The organism is Roseateles sp. (assembly GCF_036404855.1).
Lineage (GTDB): Bacteria > Pseudomonadota > Gammaproteobacteria > Burkholderiales > Burkholderiaceae_C > Pelomonas.
The window spans coordinates 42,342-59,423 of record NZ_DASWYS010000183.1 but is presented as its reverse complement, the minus strand read 5'-3'; the positions used below and the strand labels follow the sequence as shown (position 1 = coordinate 59,423).

The window sequence follows — 17,082 nt, the reverse complement described above, 5'->3', positions numbered from 1 at the left end:
CGCTGGCCAGCGCGTCCTGCCGGCCGAAGGAGTCGGTCAGCCGCGACTCCATGCTGGACGTGCCCACCAGGACAAAGACGCCCAGCACGGCCACCAGCCCCGCCGGCACCAATTGCGCCAACATCACCCGCCGCATGAAGCCCATGGTTTCCCCTGATAGGTCGAATCCGTCCATCCTAGGGCGGGGCCGGCACCAACCTAACGACCCAAAACCAGCGCTGCGGGAATTTTTTGCGCGTCGCCCAGATCAGCGCGGCGGAGGCGCCTCGACGGGCTGGCCCACGTGGTGCATGACCCGCTGCGGGTAGGGAATGTCCACGCCCAGGTCCTTGAGCGTGCGCAGGATCGCGAGGTTCACCGCCGAGCGCACACCGCCGCTGCCGTTCTCGGGATCCATGATCCAGAAATAGATCGTCAGTTCCAGGCCATCGGCCTGGAACTGGCTGAGTTGCACCGACGGGCCTGGCTCGCGGAGCACCCGTGGCACGTCGGCGATGGCCGCCATTAGCGACTGCATGACGCTTTCGACCTCGCAGTCGTAACTGACCTGCACCACCGTGGAAAGCAGCACCCGGGGGTCAGCCAGCGACGAGTTCTCCACGCGCTGCGTGATCAACATCTCGTTGGGCACGATCGCTTCCTTGCCGCCCAGCGACCGGATCACGGTGTAGCGCGTCTTGATGTCGGTGACGCGCCCCTCGAAACCGTCCACCTTGACCATGTCGCCGATGCGCAAGGAGCGCTCGGCCAGGATGACGAAGCCGCTGACATAGTTCGCTGCGAGCTTCTGCAGGCCAAAGCCCAGGCCCACGCCCAGTGCACCGCCCAGCACGCCCAGCGCCGTCAGGTCGATGCCCGCGGCCGACAGCGCGAACAGCAGGCCGATCAAGAGCAGCAGCGCGCGCACCGCGTTGGCAGCGATCTTGCGCATGGACATGTCCAGCGACTCGCGCCGCAGCAGGCGGTCCTCGATGGTGGACGACAGCCACAGGGCAAGCACCAGTACGATGGCCGAGGTCAGTCCGCCCTCAACGACATTGCGCAGTGTCAGCTTGACGTTGCCGACCTTCCAGCCAATGTCATCCATCGCCTCCATGACGAGGGGCAGCAGGCCGACGATCCACAGCACCGCGCCGATCCAGACCAGCCACGACCCGACCCGCTCGACCGCCTTGATGGGCTTGGAGTCCGGCCAGGCGGCCGCCAGCACGCGGGCGACGAGGCGGATGGCCGCCAATGACACCAGCAGCGGCAGCACCAGCTTGAACAGCGCCGGCGCTATGCCGAAGAGGGGCAGCAGTCGGCGAGCACCGAACGCGAGGGCCATGGCCAGCAGCGGGAACAGCGCGCCGTCGATGACGCGCTCGCCGAACAGCACGCTCAGGTGGTGCCGGGGTGCCGTGCGGGACAAGATCAGCGTGCCCAGCGCCGCCAACAGCAGGCAGCCCAGCAACACGGCCCACTCGCCCAGTGCGCTGGGGCTGAAGGCGCGACCCAGCAGGGCCTGCAGTTCATTCAGGTTCAGAGGTTCTTGCATGCTTCAGAGATCGGCCAGAGCCCGCAGGTGCACCGCCACGCTGCGCGAGAGCGCGTGCAGGTTGTAGCCGCCCTCCAGCACCGACACGATGCGGCCCTTGGCATGGCGATCGGCCACGGCCTTGACCTTGAGGGTGATCCATTCGTAGTCCGCCTCGACGAGGCCCAACTGGCCCAAGTCGTCATCGCGGTGGGCATCGAAGCCGGCGGAGACGAAGATCATCTGCGGCTTGAAGCGTTCCAGCGCCGGCAGCCACATCGCCTCGATGATCTCGCGCACCTCGCCGCCGCGGGTGTAGGGCGGCAGCGGCACGTTGACCATGTTGGTGCCCTTGGGCACAGCCCCGCTGTATGGGTAGAGCGGGTGCTGGAACAGGCTGACCATCAGCACGCGGTCGTCGCCCGCGATGATGTCCTCGGTGCCATTGCCGTGGTGAACATCGAAATCCACGATGGCCACGCGCTTGAGGCCGCGGCGGTCGAGCGCGTGCCGGGCCGCGATGGCCACGTTGTTGAAGAAGCAAAAGCCCATGCTCTGGTCGCGCGTCGCATGGTGGCCGGGCGGCCGCACCGCACAGAAGGCGTTGTCGGCGCCGCCGTCGATGACGAGGTCGGTCGCCTGCACCGCCGCCCCCGCAGCATGCAGCGCGGCGGACCAGGTGTGGGCATTGGCCAAGGTGTCAGGGTCCACGGCGCAGCGACCGCCGGTCTCGGCGCAGCCGCGCAGCAGCTCGCCGATCTCGGCCACATAGCCATGGGTATGCGCCAGCTCCACGTCCTTCAGGTCCGCGGGCCGGGCGTCCATGTAGGCCAGCGCCTGGCTCAGGCCCGAGCCGATCAACCAGTCATCGATGGCGGCGAGACGCTCCGGACATTCGGGGTGCCCGTCACCCATCTCGTGGCGGCGGCATTCGGGGGGATTGAAATACGCGGTGGGCATCGGCCGTTGTCTCTTGCTATGGTCAGCCCCATGACGCAATCACGAACGCTGGCAGGGCAACTGCAGTCCCTGCAAAACCAGATTAGCACGGTCATCAAGGGCAAACCCGCACAGATTGCCGATTCCCTGGCCTGTCTCATGGCCGGCGGCCACCTGCTCATCGAGGATCTGCCTGGGGTGGGTAAGACGACCTTGGCCCATGCGCTGGCCATCTCGCTGGGCCTGAAGTTCTCGCGCCTGCAGTTCACAGCCGACCTGCTGCCGAGCGACCTACTGGGCGTGTCCGTCTACGAACGCGAGCGCCAGGGCTTCGCCTTCCACCCCGGCCCAGTGTTCGCCCAGGTGCTGCTGGCGGACGAGATCAACCGCGCCGGCCCCAAGACGCAGAGCGCGCTGCTCGAGGCCATGGAGGAGCATCAGGTCAGCATCGAGGGCGTCAGCCACCCGCTGCCCGAACCGTTCTTCGTCATCGCGACGCAGAACCCCAGCGAGCAACTCGGCACCTTCCCGCTGCCGGAATCCCAGCTGGACCGCTTCTTGATGTGCATCTCGCTGGGCTACCCTGACGCCGCCGCAGAGCGCGAACTGCTGATGGGTGAGGACAGCCGCGAGCTGCTGCGCGCACTGCAGCCCGTCATGACGCCGGCCGAACTCATCCAGGCGCAGGCTGCCGTCAAGGCCATCCATGCCGCGCCGCCGCTGCTGGACTACCTCCAGGCCCTGATCGCCGCGACGCGCTCCGGCCAGTGGTTCGTCGAGGGTCTGTCGCCGCGCGCCGGCCTGGCCGTGCTGCGCGCCGCGCGGGCGCGCGCGCTCCTTCAGGGGCGCGACTACGTGTCGCCGGACGACGTGCAGGCCATCCTGCCCCAGACCATCGCCCATCGCCTGCAGCCGCGCGCCGGTGCCGGCCGCGGCGCCCGCGAGCAGGTGCGGGCCATGATCGAAGCGATCCCGCTCCCATGACCGCCGCCACCCGATGATGGCGCTCCAACGCCGCTGGCAGCGCTGGTGGCAGGGCCGCCAGCCGCTGGCCGACACCCACCAGACCACCCAACGCAACGTCTACATCGTGCCCACGTGGGCCGGGGTGGCCTTCTGCGGCACGTTGGGGGTGCTGCTGCTGACCAGCATCAACGAGCAGCTCAGCCTGGGCTATGCGCTGACCTTCGCGCTGACCGGCGCAGGCCTGGCCTCCATGCACACCACGCACGCCAACCTGCGCGGCCTGCAGATGGACCTCAAGGCGCCCGACGGCGTGCACGCCGGTGAGGAGTACGTGCTGGAGCTGCGCCTGCACAACCCGGGCGGGGCCCGCTTCGGCATCGCCGTCAGTGCCCAGCTCGATGGTGGCGCCACCGAGCCCGCCTGGGTCGACGTGCCAGCCCTCGGCCATGCCGTGCTGAGGCTGCGCCTGCCGACGCTGAAACGAGGCCTGAGCGAGCTGCCCCGACTCATCGTCACGACACGCTTCCCGCTGGGCTTCTTCCGCGCCTGGAGCTACTGGCGACCAGCGAGCAAGGTGTGGGTCTACCCGCGGCCCGAGGACGTGCCGGCGCCCTTCCCGCCCCAGGCCGAAGGCCACGCGGTCGACGCCGCATCGGCGCGGCAGACTGCCAGCGGGACAGACTTCTCCGGCGTGCGCAGCTACCGCCGGGGCGACTCCATGAAGCAGATCCTGTGGCGCAAGTCGGCGCTGGCGCTGGACGAGGGCCTGCCCCTGTGGGTGCGGGAAACCGAGGCGCCGCTGGCCCAGGACCTGTGGCTGGACTGGCGCGACACACAGGGCCGCGACGTCGAGGCCCGGCTGTCGCGGTTGACAGCCTGGGTGCTGGCCGCCGAGCGCCTAGGCCAGCCCTATGGCCTGCGTCTGGCCGGCCGCGAGGTCCAGCCGTCGCTGGGCGCCGTGCACCGGCAGACCTGCCTGGAACTGCTCGCGGGGTTCGGCTCATGACGGCCCTTTCAGCCTGGTGGGCCCGCCTGCCGCGCGACACGCGCGACAGCCTGTTCCTGCTCGGCGTCATCGCCGCCATCATCGCGCCGCACGCCGATCACCTGCCCTGGTGGAGCACGGCGCTGACCACCGTGGTGCTGGGCTGGCGCGCGGCGCTGGCGGTGCGCCAGCGGCCCCTGCCCAGCCGCTGGTGGCTGCTGGTCATCGTGGCCCTCTACACGGGCCTGACCTGGCTGACCTTGCGCACCGTCATCGGACGCGAGGCCGGCATCACGCTGCTCGTCATGCTGATGGCGCTGAAGACGCTGGAGCTGCGCGCACGGCGCGACGCATTCGTCGTGTTCTTCCTCGGCTTTTTCCTCGTCCTGACACAGTTCCTGTACTCGCAGTCGTTGCTGACCGCCGTCTGGTCGTTGGTGTCGCTGTGGGGCCTGCTGGCCGCGGTCGTCCTGGCGCAGATGCCGTCCACCGAGCTCCAGGGCGTTCCCTCCATCGGCATCGCCGCCCGTCGCGCTGCCGGCACGACGGCGCTGGGCCTGCCCGTGATGGTGCTGCTCTTCGTGCTCTTCCCGCGCATCGCGCCGCTGTGGGGCGTGCCAACCGAGGCCATCGGCAAGACGGGCCTGTCCAACCAGCTCGAGTTCGGCGCGATGAACGAGATCGCCAATGACGACAGCATCGCGATGCGGCTGAAGTTCGATGGCCCGCCGCCGCCGCCCGACCAGCGCTACTTCCGCGGTCCAGTGCTGACCCGCTTCGACGGCAAGACCTGGCGAGCGCCCGATGCCCGATCAAGCCAGAGCTGGCTGCGCGGCCGTGACGACCTCGCTACCACCGGTCCCGCGCTGCGCTACGAGATGACGCTGGAGCCGCTGCGCATTCCCGTGCTGCCACTGCTGGAGATGAGCCCAGGCCGCGTTGGCAGCGAACTGGCGCTGACCGACCTCACCGTCGTGCGGGGCCCCGAACTGCAGTGGCTGTCGCCGCGCCCCATCACCGAGCGACTGCGCTTCAACACGAGCTCCTACCCCGCCTGGCGGGCCGGCGAGCAACGCAATCGCGTCCAGCTCGCACCCGACCTCGATCTGCCCGCGGGCACCAATCCGCGCGCACGGGCCTGGGCCGCAGAGCTCTCCGCCCAGCCTCGCTTTGCCGGCCTGGCGCCTGGCCCGCGCGCGGAAAGCCTTGCCGCGGCCCTGCTGGCGCATGTGCGCAACGAGGACTTCACGTACACCCTGACCCCTGGGCGCTACGGCACGGCATCGCCTCACCTCATCGACGAGTTCTGGCTGGACAGGCGGCTTGGCTTCTGTGAGCACTTCGCTTCCGCCTTCGTCGTGCTGATGCGCGCCATGGACGTGCCGGCGCGCATCGTCACCGGCTTCCAGGGCTGGGACGCCGAACCCCAGGACGGCTACTACGTCGTGCGCAACGCCAACGCCCATGCCTGGGCCGAATACTGGGTCGAGGGCAAGGGCTGGCTGCGCAGCGACCCGACTGCCGCCGTCGCCCCCAACCGCGTCATTCAGGGGCTGGCATTGCGCCCCGAACCCGGCGTGCTGGGCCAAATCAATCCGACGCTGTGGCGGGCCGTGCGCAACGGTTGGGAAACGCTCAACAACCGCTGGCAGCAACTGGTGCTGAACTACTCGCGCCAGAACCAGTTCGACCTGCTGAAGAAGCTGGGCTTCGAGCGCCCTGACTGGACCGCGCTCGGCCAGGCGCTGGCCGCCGTCATCCTCGTCCTGGCCATTGCAGGCGCCGGCTGGATCCGCTGGAGCAGCCGCCCGCACGATGCCTGGAGTCGCCAGCGTGCGCGCATCCTGGCGCGGCTGGACCGCAGCGGCGTGGCTCTGCCCTCGCACGAAAGCCCGGCAGCCTGGGCGCACAACCTGCGTCGCCAACTCGGGCAGAAAGCCGAGCCGGCCGCGCAATGGCTGGAGGACCTGGAGCGCTCGCGCTACGCCGCCAACGCACCGACACCGGCCTGGGCTGAATTTCGCCGGGCCGCACGCTTGCTGGACGACTGATCGATGCAGGCGCCCTCCCTTCTCGACGCCATCGGTCAGCGCCACCGCCTTGCGGGCCCAGGCAAAGCACCCGCACCCGGGCGCCCAGGTCTTCGGACAGGAGTTCGTGTTGCACATCCCATGAGGGCGCTCGGGCGCGACGCCCGTATGCTGCCATGGTGAAACGCCCTCGACTCCTCACCGCCCTGTGCAGCACCCTGTGCGCCGGCCTGCTGCTCAGCCTGAGCCTCGCGGCCGACGCCAAACCACGCCACGCCAAGCCCGCGCCTCAGCCGCAGCCCTTCGGCCCCCGCCCTGCCCTCGTCGCCTTCGCAGACGAACTGGCCACGACGCAGGGCTGGGACGTTGCCGCGCTTCGCGAGCAGCTGGGCCAGGCCCTGAACCTGCCGCGGGTCCGGCAGCTCATCCTGCCCGCCGCCGTGGGCACGGCCAAGAACTGGACAGCCTATCGAGACCGCTTCATCGAGCCGAAACGCCTGGAGGCCGGCGTGGCGTTCTGGGCCGAGCACGAAGCAGCCCTGGCGCGCGCCGAAGCCACCTATGGCGTGCCGGCCTCCGTCATCATCGGCATCCTCGGCGTCGAAACCTTCTACGGCCGCATCACCGGCGGCTTCAAGGTACTGGATGCGCTGGCCACGCTGGCCTTTGACTTCCCAGCCGAGCATCCGCGCGCGGCCGAGCGCCAGGCCTTCTTCCGCAGCGAACTGGCGGAGTTCCTCAAGCTTTGCCGAGAGAACGGCCTGGACGCGACTGACGTGCGCGGCAGCTATGCCGGCGCCTTGGGCCTGCCGCAATTCATGCCCGGCAGTTGGCGCAAGCATGCGGTGGACTTCGACGCCGACGGCCGCATCGACCTGATCTCCAGCGCCGACGACGCCATCGGCAGCGTCGCCCACTACCTCTCGGAGTACGGCTGGAAGCCCGGTCAGGCCACGCACTACAGCGTCCGGCTGCCCGCGGACCGCCATGACCGCGCGCGACTGCTGGCGCCCGACATCAAGCCCACCTTCACGGCCGCCGAGCTCGCCGCGGCAGGCGCCGAGCCATCCGCGGCAGCCCTCGAACACGACGGTCCCATGGCCGTCATCGAACTTCAGAACGGCCCCAAGAAGCCCACCACCGTGCTGCTGGGCACGCAGAACTTCTGGGTGGTGACGCGCTACAACTGGTCGGCCTACTACGCGCTGGCGGTCATCGAGCTGGGCCGAGCCGTCGAACGGGCCCGGGCGGTCCCGGCGCCTCAGTAAGGGTTGGGCATCAGCGCGCCAGCCTCGACGGAGATGAAGTACGGCGACACGGTCGGCCAGTTCACAAGGTCGTACCGACCGCCCGCCGTGCGCTTCTCGACCTGCAGGTTGCGGAAGGTCAGCGGCGTCTTCGGCTGCACGGTCGTCGGTGCCATCGACGGCTTGAGGAAGTAGGCCTGCCCGGTCCGGCCGCCCAGTCCGTCGTCATTGCCCATGACGGTGCCGATGCCCCCTTCGACGACGACGGCCGTCTGCTCGTCGATCCCGATGCCGCGCAGCTGGGACCAGCCGGCCCAGCCGTCCGCGCTGAGCCGGGCCAGGAAAGTCACGAGCCGCCCCATACGGTCACGCGTGACGAGATGGGCATCGGTGATGACGCCGGCCATCCATGGCAGCGTGTCCAACAAGCTGCGATCCAGCGTGACGTTGCGGTCAAAGGGATTGGCCATGGCCTGCGTCGACGATATCGACTTGTTGGCACCGGAATAGTCGAACTGCCCCAGCACCGATAGGCCGGCACTCGTGCCGCCGAAGGGCACGTTGCGCGCGACGGCGGCCTGTACCGCAGCCTCCAGCGGCGTCCCGGCCCATTCGTCGATGTAGGTGGACTGGTCGCCGCCGGCGATGAAGAGCACGTCGGCGCGGGCCACGAGGTCCAGCACCTGCGGCGCGCTGGCGCCGGCGCGGGTCTTGATGACGATGGACTCGACCGAATCGACGCCGCCCATCGCCATCAGGTAGTCGTTGTAGCCGTCGGCGCCGGAGGTGCGCAGGATGACGACGTCGACCTGGCTCGCCGAACCGCCGCGGGCCTTGGCGATCATCGCGCGAAAGGCGTCATCGACGTCGATCCCGCCTCCCATCAGCACAAGCATGGGCGAGGCCGGCTGCGGCGGCTGCACATCGGCCGCATTGCCGCTGCGGTAGAAGTCGTAATCCTTGGTGCTGACTGTGGGCTTGGCGCCGCTGCCGGCGCTGCCACCGCCGGCCCAGGCCGGGCCGGCAACGAGACCCAGGCAAAGCAGGCTTGTGACGAAGGCGCGGCGCGCGAGGAAGAAACGGTTCATACGGCGTCCTGCGGAGCACCCGTCAGGGCGGCGACCGAGTTTAGGCAGAGCGGCTTTCAGGGCGCCAGCTCTGGTTCGGGGGGGCCCTCATCTCTCGGTAGGGCGGACAGGCTGGCGAAGGCCTGGGCAAGGCTGGGCAGTTGCGGCGCCACCGACGACTGCTCTCAGCCGCGTCGCCGGCAGCCTTCGCTGTGCCGGCGTCAACCGACTTCCCCTTCGGTGCCGAGGTCAGAACGGTAAGGCTTTGTTCTTCCAGGTTAACGGCGCAAGGATTGTTCACAGCTCGGTACGTTTGTCCGTGAGGACTGCCTAGAGTCGCACCTCTTTCATTTCAACGAGTCCACCGATGTCGAGACTTTCGCCCCTGATCGTCGCCACCAGCGCCTTGCTGCTGAGCGCTTGCGCCACCAAGGAATTCGTCAAGGAGACCGTCGCTCCCGTGCAGACCAGCGTGGACGGCCTCGGCACCCGCGTACAGGCGCATGACGATGGCCTCAAGGCGCTGGACGGCCGGCTGCAGGGCAGCGAGGCGCAAATCCAGGCCCTGCAGCAGGAGGCTGCTGCACGCGCCCAGGCCGCCAACAATCTGCCCAAGCCGCCGGGCCTGTTGATGAGCACCCTGTTGACCGACGACAAGATCAAGTTCAGCTCGGGCCGCGCCCAGCTCACCGAGCAGGCCGGCCGGGAGCTCGACCAACTGGTCGCCAAACTCAAGGCCGACAACCAGCCGGTGTTCGTCGAAATCCAGGGCCACACCGACGCGACCGGCACCGACGCGATCAACCAGCAGCTGGGCCTCAAGCGGGCTGAAGCCGTGCGCCTGCACCTGTCCCGCGCCGGCCTGCCTTTGGCGCGCATGGCCACAATCAGCTACGGCGCATCGGCGCCCCTGGCTGACAACCGCACCCGCGACGGTCGCAGCATGAACCGTCGGGTTCAGCTGATCGTGATGCGCTGAGCTGCAGGGATTCGCGCGCGAGGCCCGCCCGCGCGTTGCGTTGACCGTCGGATCAGGGCGGGTCGCTTTTCCGCCCTAGAGCCGGGCGGGACAGCCGTGCCACCCGGCCAGTCAGCACGCCGCCGGCGCCACCGCCGGGGGCTGCCCTGGAACACGGCGCAGCCGACGATGCGGCTTGCGTCGGCCCCACCACGCAAGGCGAGCCGGCAACACCTGGGTTCTCACAGGGGCGTGCCTCTGCCATGCGGCTGGTGGCCGCAGGCAACGCCATCGACCGGCGCGGGCATGTCGTCCCTGGAATGGACGCCCCCCTGCCCTCGGTTCGAGCCTGAGCTGAGCAAAAGACTGTTCATCGGGCGTTCAGCGCTGGCGACTATCCTGCGGCGTTGCCGCTGAGAGGGCGGCCCAGGACGGGAGCATCTGTGACAGCCTTTCTACCCCGAAGCGAAGACTCGGAGTCCACCGAGCACACCGCCACGGAGCGCGCTGCCGCGGCCTCTCGCAGTACATGGGTCAGTGTCGCCGTCAACCTGGTGCTCACATCCACGCAGATCGTGGCGGGCGTGCTGACCAAGTCCCAGGGACTGATCGCCGACGGCGTGCACTCGCTGTCTGACCTCGTCGCCGACTTCGTAGTGCTGCTCGCCAACCATCACAGCCAGAAAGACGCTGACGAAGACCACCCCTACGGACACCACCGCTACGAGACGGCCGCGTCTCTCGTGCTGGGACTGCTGTTGCTGGCGGTGGGCATGGGCATGCTGTGGTCCGCCGCCGTCAAGCTGGAGCAGCCGGAGGCCATTCCCCGGGTCCACCTGGCCGCCCTCTGGGTGGCGCTTGGCGCACTGACGGCCAAGGAACTGCTCTTTCGCTACATGCTCGCCGTGGCCAAGCGGGTCAAGTCGAGCATGCTCGTAGCCAATGCGTGGCACGCCCGCTCCGATGCCGCGTCATCCCTGGTCGTCGCCCTGGGCATCGTCGGCAACTTGGCCGGCTACCCCATCCTCGACCCCATCGCCGCCGCCATCGTGGGCTTCATGGTCACCAAGATGGGCTGGGAGTTTGGCTGGGATGCCCTGCATGACCTGATGGACCGCGCCGTCGATGACGAAGAGGTCGCCGCCATCCGCCTGACGCTGGCCGAAACGCCGGGGATCATGGGCGTGCACGACATCCGCACGCGCAAGATGGGCGATATGGTCGTGGTCGATGCCCACATCGAGGTGGACGCCACACTCACCGTCGAAGCGGGCCATGACATCGCAGTGGAAGCACGCCGCCGCGTGATGCAACGGCACCGCGTGCTGAACCTGATGACCCATGTGGACCCCTGGCGCCGCCCGGATGGCGACCATGAGAAGGTCTCACCCGTCGCTCTAGGCTGAGCGCGATGGAGCCGTCCATCGGGCTGAGCACCTCCGAGGCCGAGGCTCGGCTGCGACGCGACGGTCCGAACGAGCTGCCGGCCGCGGCTCGGTCCGGCGCGGTGCAGATGCTGTGGGAGGTCGTGCGCGAACCGATGTTCCTGCTGCTGGTGGCCTGCGGCAGCATCTATCTCGCGCTCGGCGACCGACACGAGGCCCTGATGCTGCTGGGCTTCGTGGGCGTGGTCATCGCGATGACCTTCGTGCAGAAGCGTCGCAGCCAAGCCGCACTGGATGCATTGCGCGACCTGTCCAGCCCGCGCGCACTCGTGCTCCGAGACGGGAAGCCGGTGCGCGTATCGGGCAAGGCGCTGGTGGTGGGCGACCTCGTGCTGCTGGCAGAAGGGGACCGGGTGCCATCCGACATCGAGCTGCTGGAGGCCAGCTACCTGACTGTCGACGAGTCGCTGCTGACGGGGGAATCCCAGCCTGTCCTGAAGCAGGCCCGCGAAGCGTCTGACACGGGGGCCGCCGCAGCGCATCAGCTCTGCTTTTCCGGCTCTCTCGTGACACAGGGTACCGCGCAGGGGCGCGTCGTCGCCACCGGCCCGCGCAGCGCATTGGGCCGCATCGGTGCATCACTGGGTGGCCTCACCGTGGACGAGACACCCATCCAGCAGGAAACGGCGCAGATCGTTCGGCGTGTGGCCATGGCCGGGGCGTCGATTGCCCTGTTGCTGGCACTGGGCTGGGCCGTCAGTCGCGGCGACTGGCTCACCGGCCTGCTGGCCGGCCTCACGCTGGCCATGGCCATCCTGCCGGAGGAATTGCCGGTGGTGCTGACCATCTTCCTGGGCCTGGGCGCATGGCGCCTGTCCCGCGAACGGGTCCTGACGCGGCGCATTCCCGCGGTGGAACTCCTCGGCGCGACCACGCTGCTCTGCGTGGACAAGACGGGCACCCTGACCCGCAACCAGATGGAGGTGCGACGCCTGTGGGTGGACGGTGCCGCGTTCGAGCTGGCGAACCAGCCCATCAACGTCATGGCACATGCCTTCCATCCCGTGCTGGAGTACGCCGTGCTGTCCAGCCACCGCCATGCCTTCGACCCGATGGAGGCGGCCATCGGCGTCGCCGGCCAGCACTGGCTGCACGGCTCGGAGCACCTGCACGGCGACTGGGCGCTGGTGTCTGACTACCCCCTGTCGCGCGAGCTGCTGGCCATGTCGCGGGTCTGGCGTTCGCCCGACCAGCGCGAGCTGCTGGTGGCAGCCAAGGGCGCGCCCGAAGCCATCATCGACCTCTGCCACCTGCCTCCCTCCCGCCGTCAGCACATCTCCGAGCAGGTGGCCACCCTGGCAGGCGATGGCCTGCGCGTGCTGGGCGTCGCGCGGGCGGTGTTTGCTGCCGAGGCCCTGCCCCCCATCCAGCACGACTTCGACTTTGAGTTAGTCGGCCTGCTCGCGCTGGAGGACCCGGTGCGGGCCGACGTGCCGGCAGCCATCGCCGAATGCCGGGCTGCTGGCATCCGCGTGGCGATGATCACCGGCGACCATCCCGCCACGGCGCTGGCCATTGCGCGAAAAGCCGGGCTGGAGGTCGACGGCAGGCATCTCACCGGGGCAGACCTGGACGCACTGAACGACGCCGCACTGGCCGAGCAACTGCACGACACCCAGGTGTTCTGCCGGGTGCGTCCCGAGCAGAAGCTGCGCCTGGTGCAGGCGTTCCGGGCGCGCGGGGATGTCGTGGCGATGACCGGCGACGGCGTGAACGATGCACCTGCGCTGAAGGCCGCCCACATTGGCGTGGCCATGGGAGGGCGTGGCACGGACGTCGCGCGAGAAGCAGCCGACCTCGTGCTGTTGAACGACGACTTCGGTTCGCTGGTCACGACCATCCGCTACGGCCGTCGGGTGTTTGCCAACCTGCGCAAGGCCATCGTCTTCGTGCTGGCCGCGCACCTGCCCATCATCGGCCTGGCCCTGGCACCGCTGCTGATGGGCTGGCCTCTGATCCTGATGCCGGCCCACATCCTGTTCCTGCAGCTCATCATCGACCCCGCGTGCTCGATCGTCTTCGAGGCTGAGGCCCTGGAGCCCGGGGCGATGCGTCAGCCGCCGCGTCGCCCGGATGCCCGGCTCTTCGATACCGCACTGGTGCGGTTGAGCTTGCTGCAAGGCGTCGGTCTGTTGGCGGCCGTGCTCACCGGGTACGTGCTCGCAGCGCAATCCGGCGGCAGTGCGGATGCAGGACGCACGGTCGCCTTTGCGGTGTTGGTGCTCGGCAATCTGGGCCTGATCCAGGCCAACCGGACCTGGGCCGCCTCCGCCGCGGGACCGCGCAACGTCAATGCCGCCTTCCGCTGGATCGTGCTGGGCACGGTGGTGCTGCTCGCGCTCGCACTCGGGGTTCCCCAGGTCGCCGGGCTGTTCAAGTTCACGGCGCCGTCCGCCCCCTTGCTGGCGCTGGCCGCCGTGCTGGCCTTGACGACCTGGGCATGGTGCGCGGCCATGGTCGCGCTGTTGCGCGGACAGCCCTGACCTCAATCATCATCGTCATGGTGCCCGCCGTGCCGGTCGCTTTGTCTCGTTGCGACGCCGTTCAAGTCGGCATGGACGGTCTGCCAGCCTACGAAGCCCAGGTAAGCCACCAGCACCAGCATAGCCAGCCACCCGCGATTGGCCTTCACGAGGTCCGGGCCGGGGCCGGACGTGCGACCGGTCAGCATCGGCGTCGCCAGATTGCGGCGACGCAGGACCGACAGCAGCGCGATGAGCACCAGATGAGCAAGGACGAGGGCCATCGCCGAGTTGGCGAAGAACTCGTGAATTTCCTTCAGGGCGTCGTCCATGCCCAGCCACTCGACATAGCCCGCATAGCCCGTCAGCACCAGGGGCGCCGCGACGGCCATCAGCAACAGCATCGCCGCCCCCATGCCGAGGGTCGCCGCGCGAGCCAGGTCGACACGCCCGGCCTTGGCATGGTGCAGCCAGTCGCCCAGCCCGGACACGCGGCGCCAAAGCAGGGTCAGCCGCGCCTGGCGCGGGCCGATGAGGCCGTACACCAGCCGGAACAGCAGCAGTCCGCCGAAAGCGTAGCCCAGCGTGACATGGACGTCACGCCAGCGCTCGGACTCCGCCGTGAGCCAGGCGCCCGCAAAGCTCAGCGCGAAAAGGCCATGGAAGGCCCGCACGGGCGCATCAATCATCAGCCGCCCGGGTCTGGCGGTCTGCGCTGGGCTGGTCGCGGCCCGGTCCATCGTTGGTGCGGCGGGCGGGGTCGAAAAGGTCATGAGGTGCTCCTCGAATCAGATGTCCTTGTCCTTGATGAAGTCATCATCGGAAGCCGCGCTTGAACCCTTCCTGAATCGACCGTTCATGCGCCGTTCAGCTTCGGCATCCGACACTTGCACCATGAAGGCACCTTGCTGGCGCTACGTCCTACCCTGCGTTATCGCCCTGAGCCTGGGCGCGTCCACGGTCTCGTGGGTCCATGCCGACGACCGGCGAGACCATGATCGCGCCCGCGCCGCGCTGAAGGCCGGCGAAGTGCTGCCTCTGCAGGAAATCCTGGACAGGGTGCAGGGCAGCCATCCCGGCGAGGTGCTGGAGGTGGAACTCGAGCGCAAGGACGGCCGCTGGGTCTACGAGCTCAAGCTGCTGCAAAGCGGCGGCCGGCTGCTTCGTCTGGACGTGGACGCCAAGACGGCCGCGGTCCTCAGGAGCCGGCAGCGGCCCGCCCCCGAAAGCAAGGTGTCCCCCGCCTCGGCCCCGGAGCGCAGGCCATGAGGGTGTTGCTGGTCGAGGATGAAGCGGTCCTGCGGTCTCAGCTCAAGCAGATGCTGGAGCAGGCCGGCTACGCCGTGGACGAGGCGGGAGACGGACAGGCCGCGCTGGACTACGGCACCACAGAGCCGTACGACGCCGTCGTGCTGGACCTCGGACTGCCCTTGCTGGATGGCTTGACGGTGTTGCAGCGCTGGCGCAACGAGGGGCTGACCATGCCGGTGTTGATCCTGACCGCGCGCGACGGCTGGCACGAAAAGGTCGCGGGCATCGACGCAGGGGCGGATGACTACCTGGTCAAGCCATTTCATACCGAGGAACTCCTCGCCCGGCTACGCGCGCTGGTGCGTCGCTCGCACGGCCTGGCGTCCCCGCTTCTGCGGCAAGGGGACATCACGCTGGACACGCGCACGGGCACGGTCACCCTCAAAGGGGTCACCGTCGGCCTGACCGCACACGAGTACCGACTTCTGGCGTACTTGATGCATCGGGCCGGACAGGTGGTGTCGCGCAGCGAACTCGTCGAGCACCTGTATGCCCAGGACTTTGACCGCGACTCCAACACCGTGGAAGTGTTTGTGGGTCGGCTCAGACGCAAGCTCGGCGCCGAACTCATCGAGACCGTTCGCGGCATGGGCTACCGGCTCTTGCCTGCTGACTGATCCACGGGTCTGCCCTTGATCTCGCTGAGCCTCCTGTCGCTTCGCCGTCGCCTGCTGCTGGTGACCTTGGTCACCGCGGGGCTGACGCTGGTGGCCTCGGGCTTTCTCTTGTCGGCCCTGTTCCGGGACCACGTTCGGCAACAGTTCGTCGAGCGACTGACCGCGGATCTGGACCAGGTCCTCGCCAGGTTGGAGGTCGACAGCCTGGGGCAACCGACCCTGGATGCGGCGCGACTCTCCGACCCACGCTGGACGCGCCCGCATTCCGGCCTGTACTGGCAGGTCGACGGGGCCGGTGCCGACGGCAAGCTGGGCTTGCTGCGCTCGCGCTCCCTCTGGGATGAGGACTTGGTCGCGCCGAGGGACATGCCGGGTGAAGGAGAACTGCACGTCCATGACGTGGTCAATCGCCGCAAGGAGCCGTTGTTGCTCATCGAGCGAGGCCTGCGGGTCGATGGGGCGTCGGTGCCGTGGCGCGTCATGGTCGCGGCCGGAACGGAGCCGCTGGATCGGGCCGTCGCGCGGTTCGACAACGTGCTGATCGGCTCGCTGCTGGTGCTGCTGCTCTTGCTTTGTGCCGGCGGGGTGCTTCAGATCACGTTGGGGCTGGCACCGCTGAGCCGGTTGCGCGTGGCCCTGTCTGCTTTGCGGGACGGACGAACACAGCGCCTCGAAGGCCACTACCCCAATGAAGTCCAGCCGCTGGTCGATGACCTCAACGGCGTGCTGGATCGCCAGACTTCGACCCTGGAGCGTGCAAGGTCGCAGGCGGGCAATCTTGCGCACGCCTTGAAGACGCCCCTCGCCATCCTCGGTCAAGGGGCCGCAAACGCGAACAGCTCCCGTGCGGCCCGGGATGACTTGCCTGCGCTCGTGCTGGACCAGGTGCAAGTGGCGCGCCGGCACATCGACTGGCACCTTGCCCGGGCCCGCGCTGCGGCAGCCCAGGGCGCAGGCGGCCTCAGGACGCCGTTGCAGCCCGTCTCAGACGGGCTGGTTCGCGTGATGCAGAAGGTTCATGCGGGCAGGAAGCTGTCGATACGATCAGACATCGATGCCCGCCTTGCGTTCGCGGGCGAGTCCCAGGACCTGCAGGAAATGCTGGGCAATCTGTTGGACAACGCCTGCAAGTCCGCGCGAACGCAGGTTCTCGTCAGCGCCATGCAGACCGGACGGCATCTGCGCGTGACCGTCGATGACGATGGCCCAGGCATCGCACCGGACCAGATGGCAAAGGCGCTGGCACGCGGCCATCGACTGGATGAGACGACGCCGGGCAGTGGGCTGGGATTGGCGATCGTGCAGGAGCTGGCCACGTTGTATGAGGGAACGGTCGAACTGTGTGTGAGCCCTCTAGGCGGACTTCTGGTGGTGCTGAACCTGCCTGCAGCTTGATGGCCGGGCGATCCGCTGAAGTCGATCCAGGACTCGCTGCATGCCGACTGCCGTTGCCGCCCGGCTGGGCCCTGCAGAGGACCGGCTGATCGAACACCGGCGACAGATGCACAGGCCAGCCCCTTCGTTGGATTGCCCTGCACC

General features: G+C 68.6%; 14 protein-coding genes. 10 read left to right on the top strand and 4 right to left on the bottom strand.

Annotated elements, in window-relative coordinates; all coding sequences use genetic code 11:
• Positions 1–247 precede the first annotated feature (247 nt).
• Both VGF12_RS12380 and VGF12_RS12375 read right to left on the bottom strand, forming a co-directional pair.
• Positions 248–1,537 (bottom strand): mechanosensitive ion channel family protein, encoded by a 1,290-nt coding sequence (locus tag VGF12_RS12380; RefSeq protein WP_331176345.1) that lies wholly within the window; start codon positions 1,535–1,537, stop codon positions 248–250.
• Positions 1,538–1,540: 3 nt separating this feature from the next.
• Complete coding sequence (locus VGF12_RS12375) at positions 1,541–2,476, bottom strand: histone deacetylase family protein (protein WP_331176344.1); 936 nt, start codon at positions 2,474–2,476, stop codon at positions 1,541–1,543.
• A gap of 30 nt (positions 2,477–2,506) precedes the next feature.
• Here VGF12_RS12375 and VGF12_RS12370 point away from each other — a divergent pair, with 30 nt between their 5' ends.
• From VGF12_RS12370 to mltB, 4 genes are all read left to right on the top strand, one after another.
• Positions 2,507–3,439, top strand: a complete 933-nt coding sequence (locus VGF12_RS12370; protein ID WP_331176343.1) for a MoxR family ATPase — start codon at positions 2,507–2,509, stop codon at positions 3,437–3,439.
• Between the two features lie 13 nt (positions 3,440–3,452).
• Positions 3,453–4,427, top strand: a complete 975-nt coding sequence (locus tag VGF12_RS12365; RefSeq protein WP_331176342.1) for a DUF58 domain-containing protein — start codon at positions 3,453–3,455, stop codon at positions 4,425–4,427.
• Positions 4,424–6,457: a DUF3488 and transglutaminase-like domain-containing protein gene (locus VGF12_RS12360; RefSeq protein WP_331176341.1), complete on the top strand. Its 2,034-nt coding sequence runs from the start codon at positions 4,424–4,426 to the stop codon at positions 6,455–6,457. The genes VGF12_RS12365 and VGF12_RS12360 overlap by 4 nt, the downstream gene beginning before the upstream one ends.
• A gap of 155 nt (positions 6,458–6,612) precedes the next feature.
• On the top strand, positions 6,613–7,704 hold the full coding sequence (mltB, locus tag VGF12_RS12355; protein WP_331176340.1) for a lytic murein transglycosylase B: 1,092 nt from the start codon (positions 6,613–6,615) through the stop codon (positions 7,702–7,704).
• Here mltB and VGF12_RS12350 read toward each other — a convergent pair.
• Complete coding sequence (locus tag VGF12_RS12350) at positions 7,698–8,771, bottom strand: cyanophycinase (RefSeq protein ID WP_331176339.1); 1,074 nt, start codon at positions 8,769–8,771, stop codon at positions 7,698–7,700. The genes mltB and VGF12_RS12350 overlap by 7 nt on opposite strands.
• A 346-nt stretch (positions 8,772–9,117) precedes the next feature.
• On the opposite strand from VGF12_RS12350, the gene VGF12_RS12345 reads away from it, so the two are divergent.
• The 3 genes from VGF12_RS12345 (at position 9,118) to VGF12_RS12335 (ending at position 13,636) form a co-directional block, all read left to right on the top strand.
• Positions 9,118–9,729 carry an OmpA family protein gene (locus tag VGF12_RS12345; protein ID WP_331176338.1) on the top strand — a complete coding sequence of 204 codons (612 nt, stop codon included), beginning with the start codon at positions 9,118–9,120 and terminating at the stop codon, positions 9,727–9,729.
• A gap of 422 nt (positions 9,730–10,151) precedes the next feature.
• Entirely contained in the window at positions 10,152–11,114 is a 963-nt protein-coding gene (locus VGF12_RS12340) for a cation diffusion facilitator family transporter (protein ID WP_331176337.1), read from the top strand.
• 5 nt (positions 11,115–11,119) lie between these two features.
• Entirely contained in the window at positions 11,120–13,636 is a 2,517-nt protein-coding gene (locus VGF12_RS12335; RefSeq protein WP_331176336.1) for a cation-translocating P-type ATPase, read from the top strand.
• 2 nt (positions 13,637–13,638) lie between these two features.
• On the opposite strand, the gene VGF12_RS12330 is transcribed toward VGF12_RS12335, so the two are convergent.
• A complete protein-coding gene (locus tag VGF12_RS12330; protein ID WP_331176335.1) occupies positions 13,639–14,388 on the bottom strand; it encodes a cytochrome b/b6 domain-containing protein in 750 nt (249 codons plus the stop codon).
• A 121-nt stretch (positions 14,389–14,509) separates the two neighbouring features.
• On the opposite strand from VGF12_RS12330, the gene VGF12_RS12325 reads away from it, so the two are divergent.
• Genes VGF12_RS12325 through VGF12_RS12315 form a run of 3 tightly spaced genes read left to right on the top strand, consistent with a single transcriptional unit; the run spans position 14,510 to position 16,938 of the window.
• Positions 14,510–14,884 carry a PepSY domain-containing protein gene (locus VGF12_RS12325; RefSeq protein WP_331176334.1) on the top strand — a complete coding sequence of 125 codons (375 nt, stop codon included), beginning with the start codon at positions 14,510–14,512 and terminating at the stop codon, positions 14,882–14,884.
• Positions 14,881–15,543 carry a response regulator transcription factor gene (locus tag VGF12_RS12320; RefSeq protein WP_331176333.1) on the top strand — a complete coding sequence of 221 codons (663 nt, stop codon included), beginning with the start codon at positions 14,881–14,883 and terminating at the stop codon, positions 15,541–15,543. Before VGF12_RS12325 ends, VGF12_RS12320 begins: the two co-directional genes overlap by 4 nt.
• 15 nt (positions 15,544–15,558) lie before the next feature.
• The gene (locus tag VGF12_RS12315; RefSeq protein WP_331176332.1) at positions 15,559–16,938 is read left to right on the top strand and encodes a sensor histidine kinase; all 1,380 of its coding nucleotides are present in this window, start codon (positions 15,559–15,561) and stop codon (positions 16,936–16,938) included.
• Positions 16,939–17,082: the final 144 nt, after the last annotated feature.

What these genes read in the sequence shown, in the direction of transcription:
- VGF12_RS12375 (WP_331176344.1), bottom strand. Translation starts at nt 2,476, where the DNA reads ATGCCCACCGCGTATTTCAATCCCCCCGAATGCCGCCGCCACGAGATG.
- VGF12_RS12350 (WP_331176339.1), bottom strand. Translation starts at nt 8,771, where the DNA reads ATGAACCGTTTCTTCCTCGCGCGCCGCGCCTTCGTCACAAGCCTGCTT.
- VGF12_RS12380 (WP_331176345.1), bottom strand. Translation starts at nt 1,537, where the DNA reads ATGCAAGAACCTCTGAACCTGAATGAACTGCAGGCCCTGCTGGGTCGC.
- VGF12_RS12370 (WP_331176343.1), top strand. Translation starts at nt 2,507, where the DNA reads ATGACGCAATCACGAACGCTGGCAGGGCAACTGCAGTCCCTGCAAAAC.
- VGF12_RS12345 (WP_331176338.1), top strand. Translation starts at nt 9,118, where the DNA reads ATGTCGAGACTTTCGCCCCTGATCGTCGCCACCAGCGCCTTGCTGCTG.
- VGF12_RS12330 (WP_331176335.1), bottom strand. Translation starts at nt 14,388, where the DNA reads ATGACCTTTTCGACCCCGCCCGCCGCACCAACGATGGACCGGGCCGCG.
- VGF12_RS12360 (WP_331176341.1), top strand. Translation starts at nt 4,424, where the DNA reads ATGACGGCCCTTTCAGCCTGGTGGGCCCGCCTGCCGCGCGACACGCGC.
- VGF12_RS12335 (WP_331176336.1), top strand. Translation starts at nt 11,120, where the DNA reads ATGGAGCCGTCCATCGGGCTGAGCACCTCCGAGGCCGAGGCTCGGCTG.
- VGF12_RS12365 (WP_331176342.1), top strand. Translation starts at nt 3,453, where the DNA reads ATGATGGCGCTCCAACGCCGCTGGCAGCGCTGGTGGCAGGGCCGCCAG.
- VGF12_RS12320 (WP_331176333.1), top strand. Translation starts at nt 14,881, where the DNA reads ATGAGGGTGTTGCTGGTCGAGGATGAAGCGGTCCTGCGGTCTCAGCTC.
- VGF12_RS12325 (WP_331176334.1), top strand. Translation starts at nt 14,510, where the DNA reads ATGAAGGCACCTTGCTGGCGCTACGTCCTACCCTGCGTTATCGCCCTG.
- mltB (WP_331176340.1), top strand. Translation starts at nt 6,613, where the DNA reads ATGGTGAAACGCCCTCGACTCCTCACCGCCCTGTGCAGCACCCTGTGC.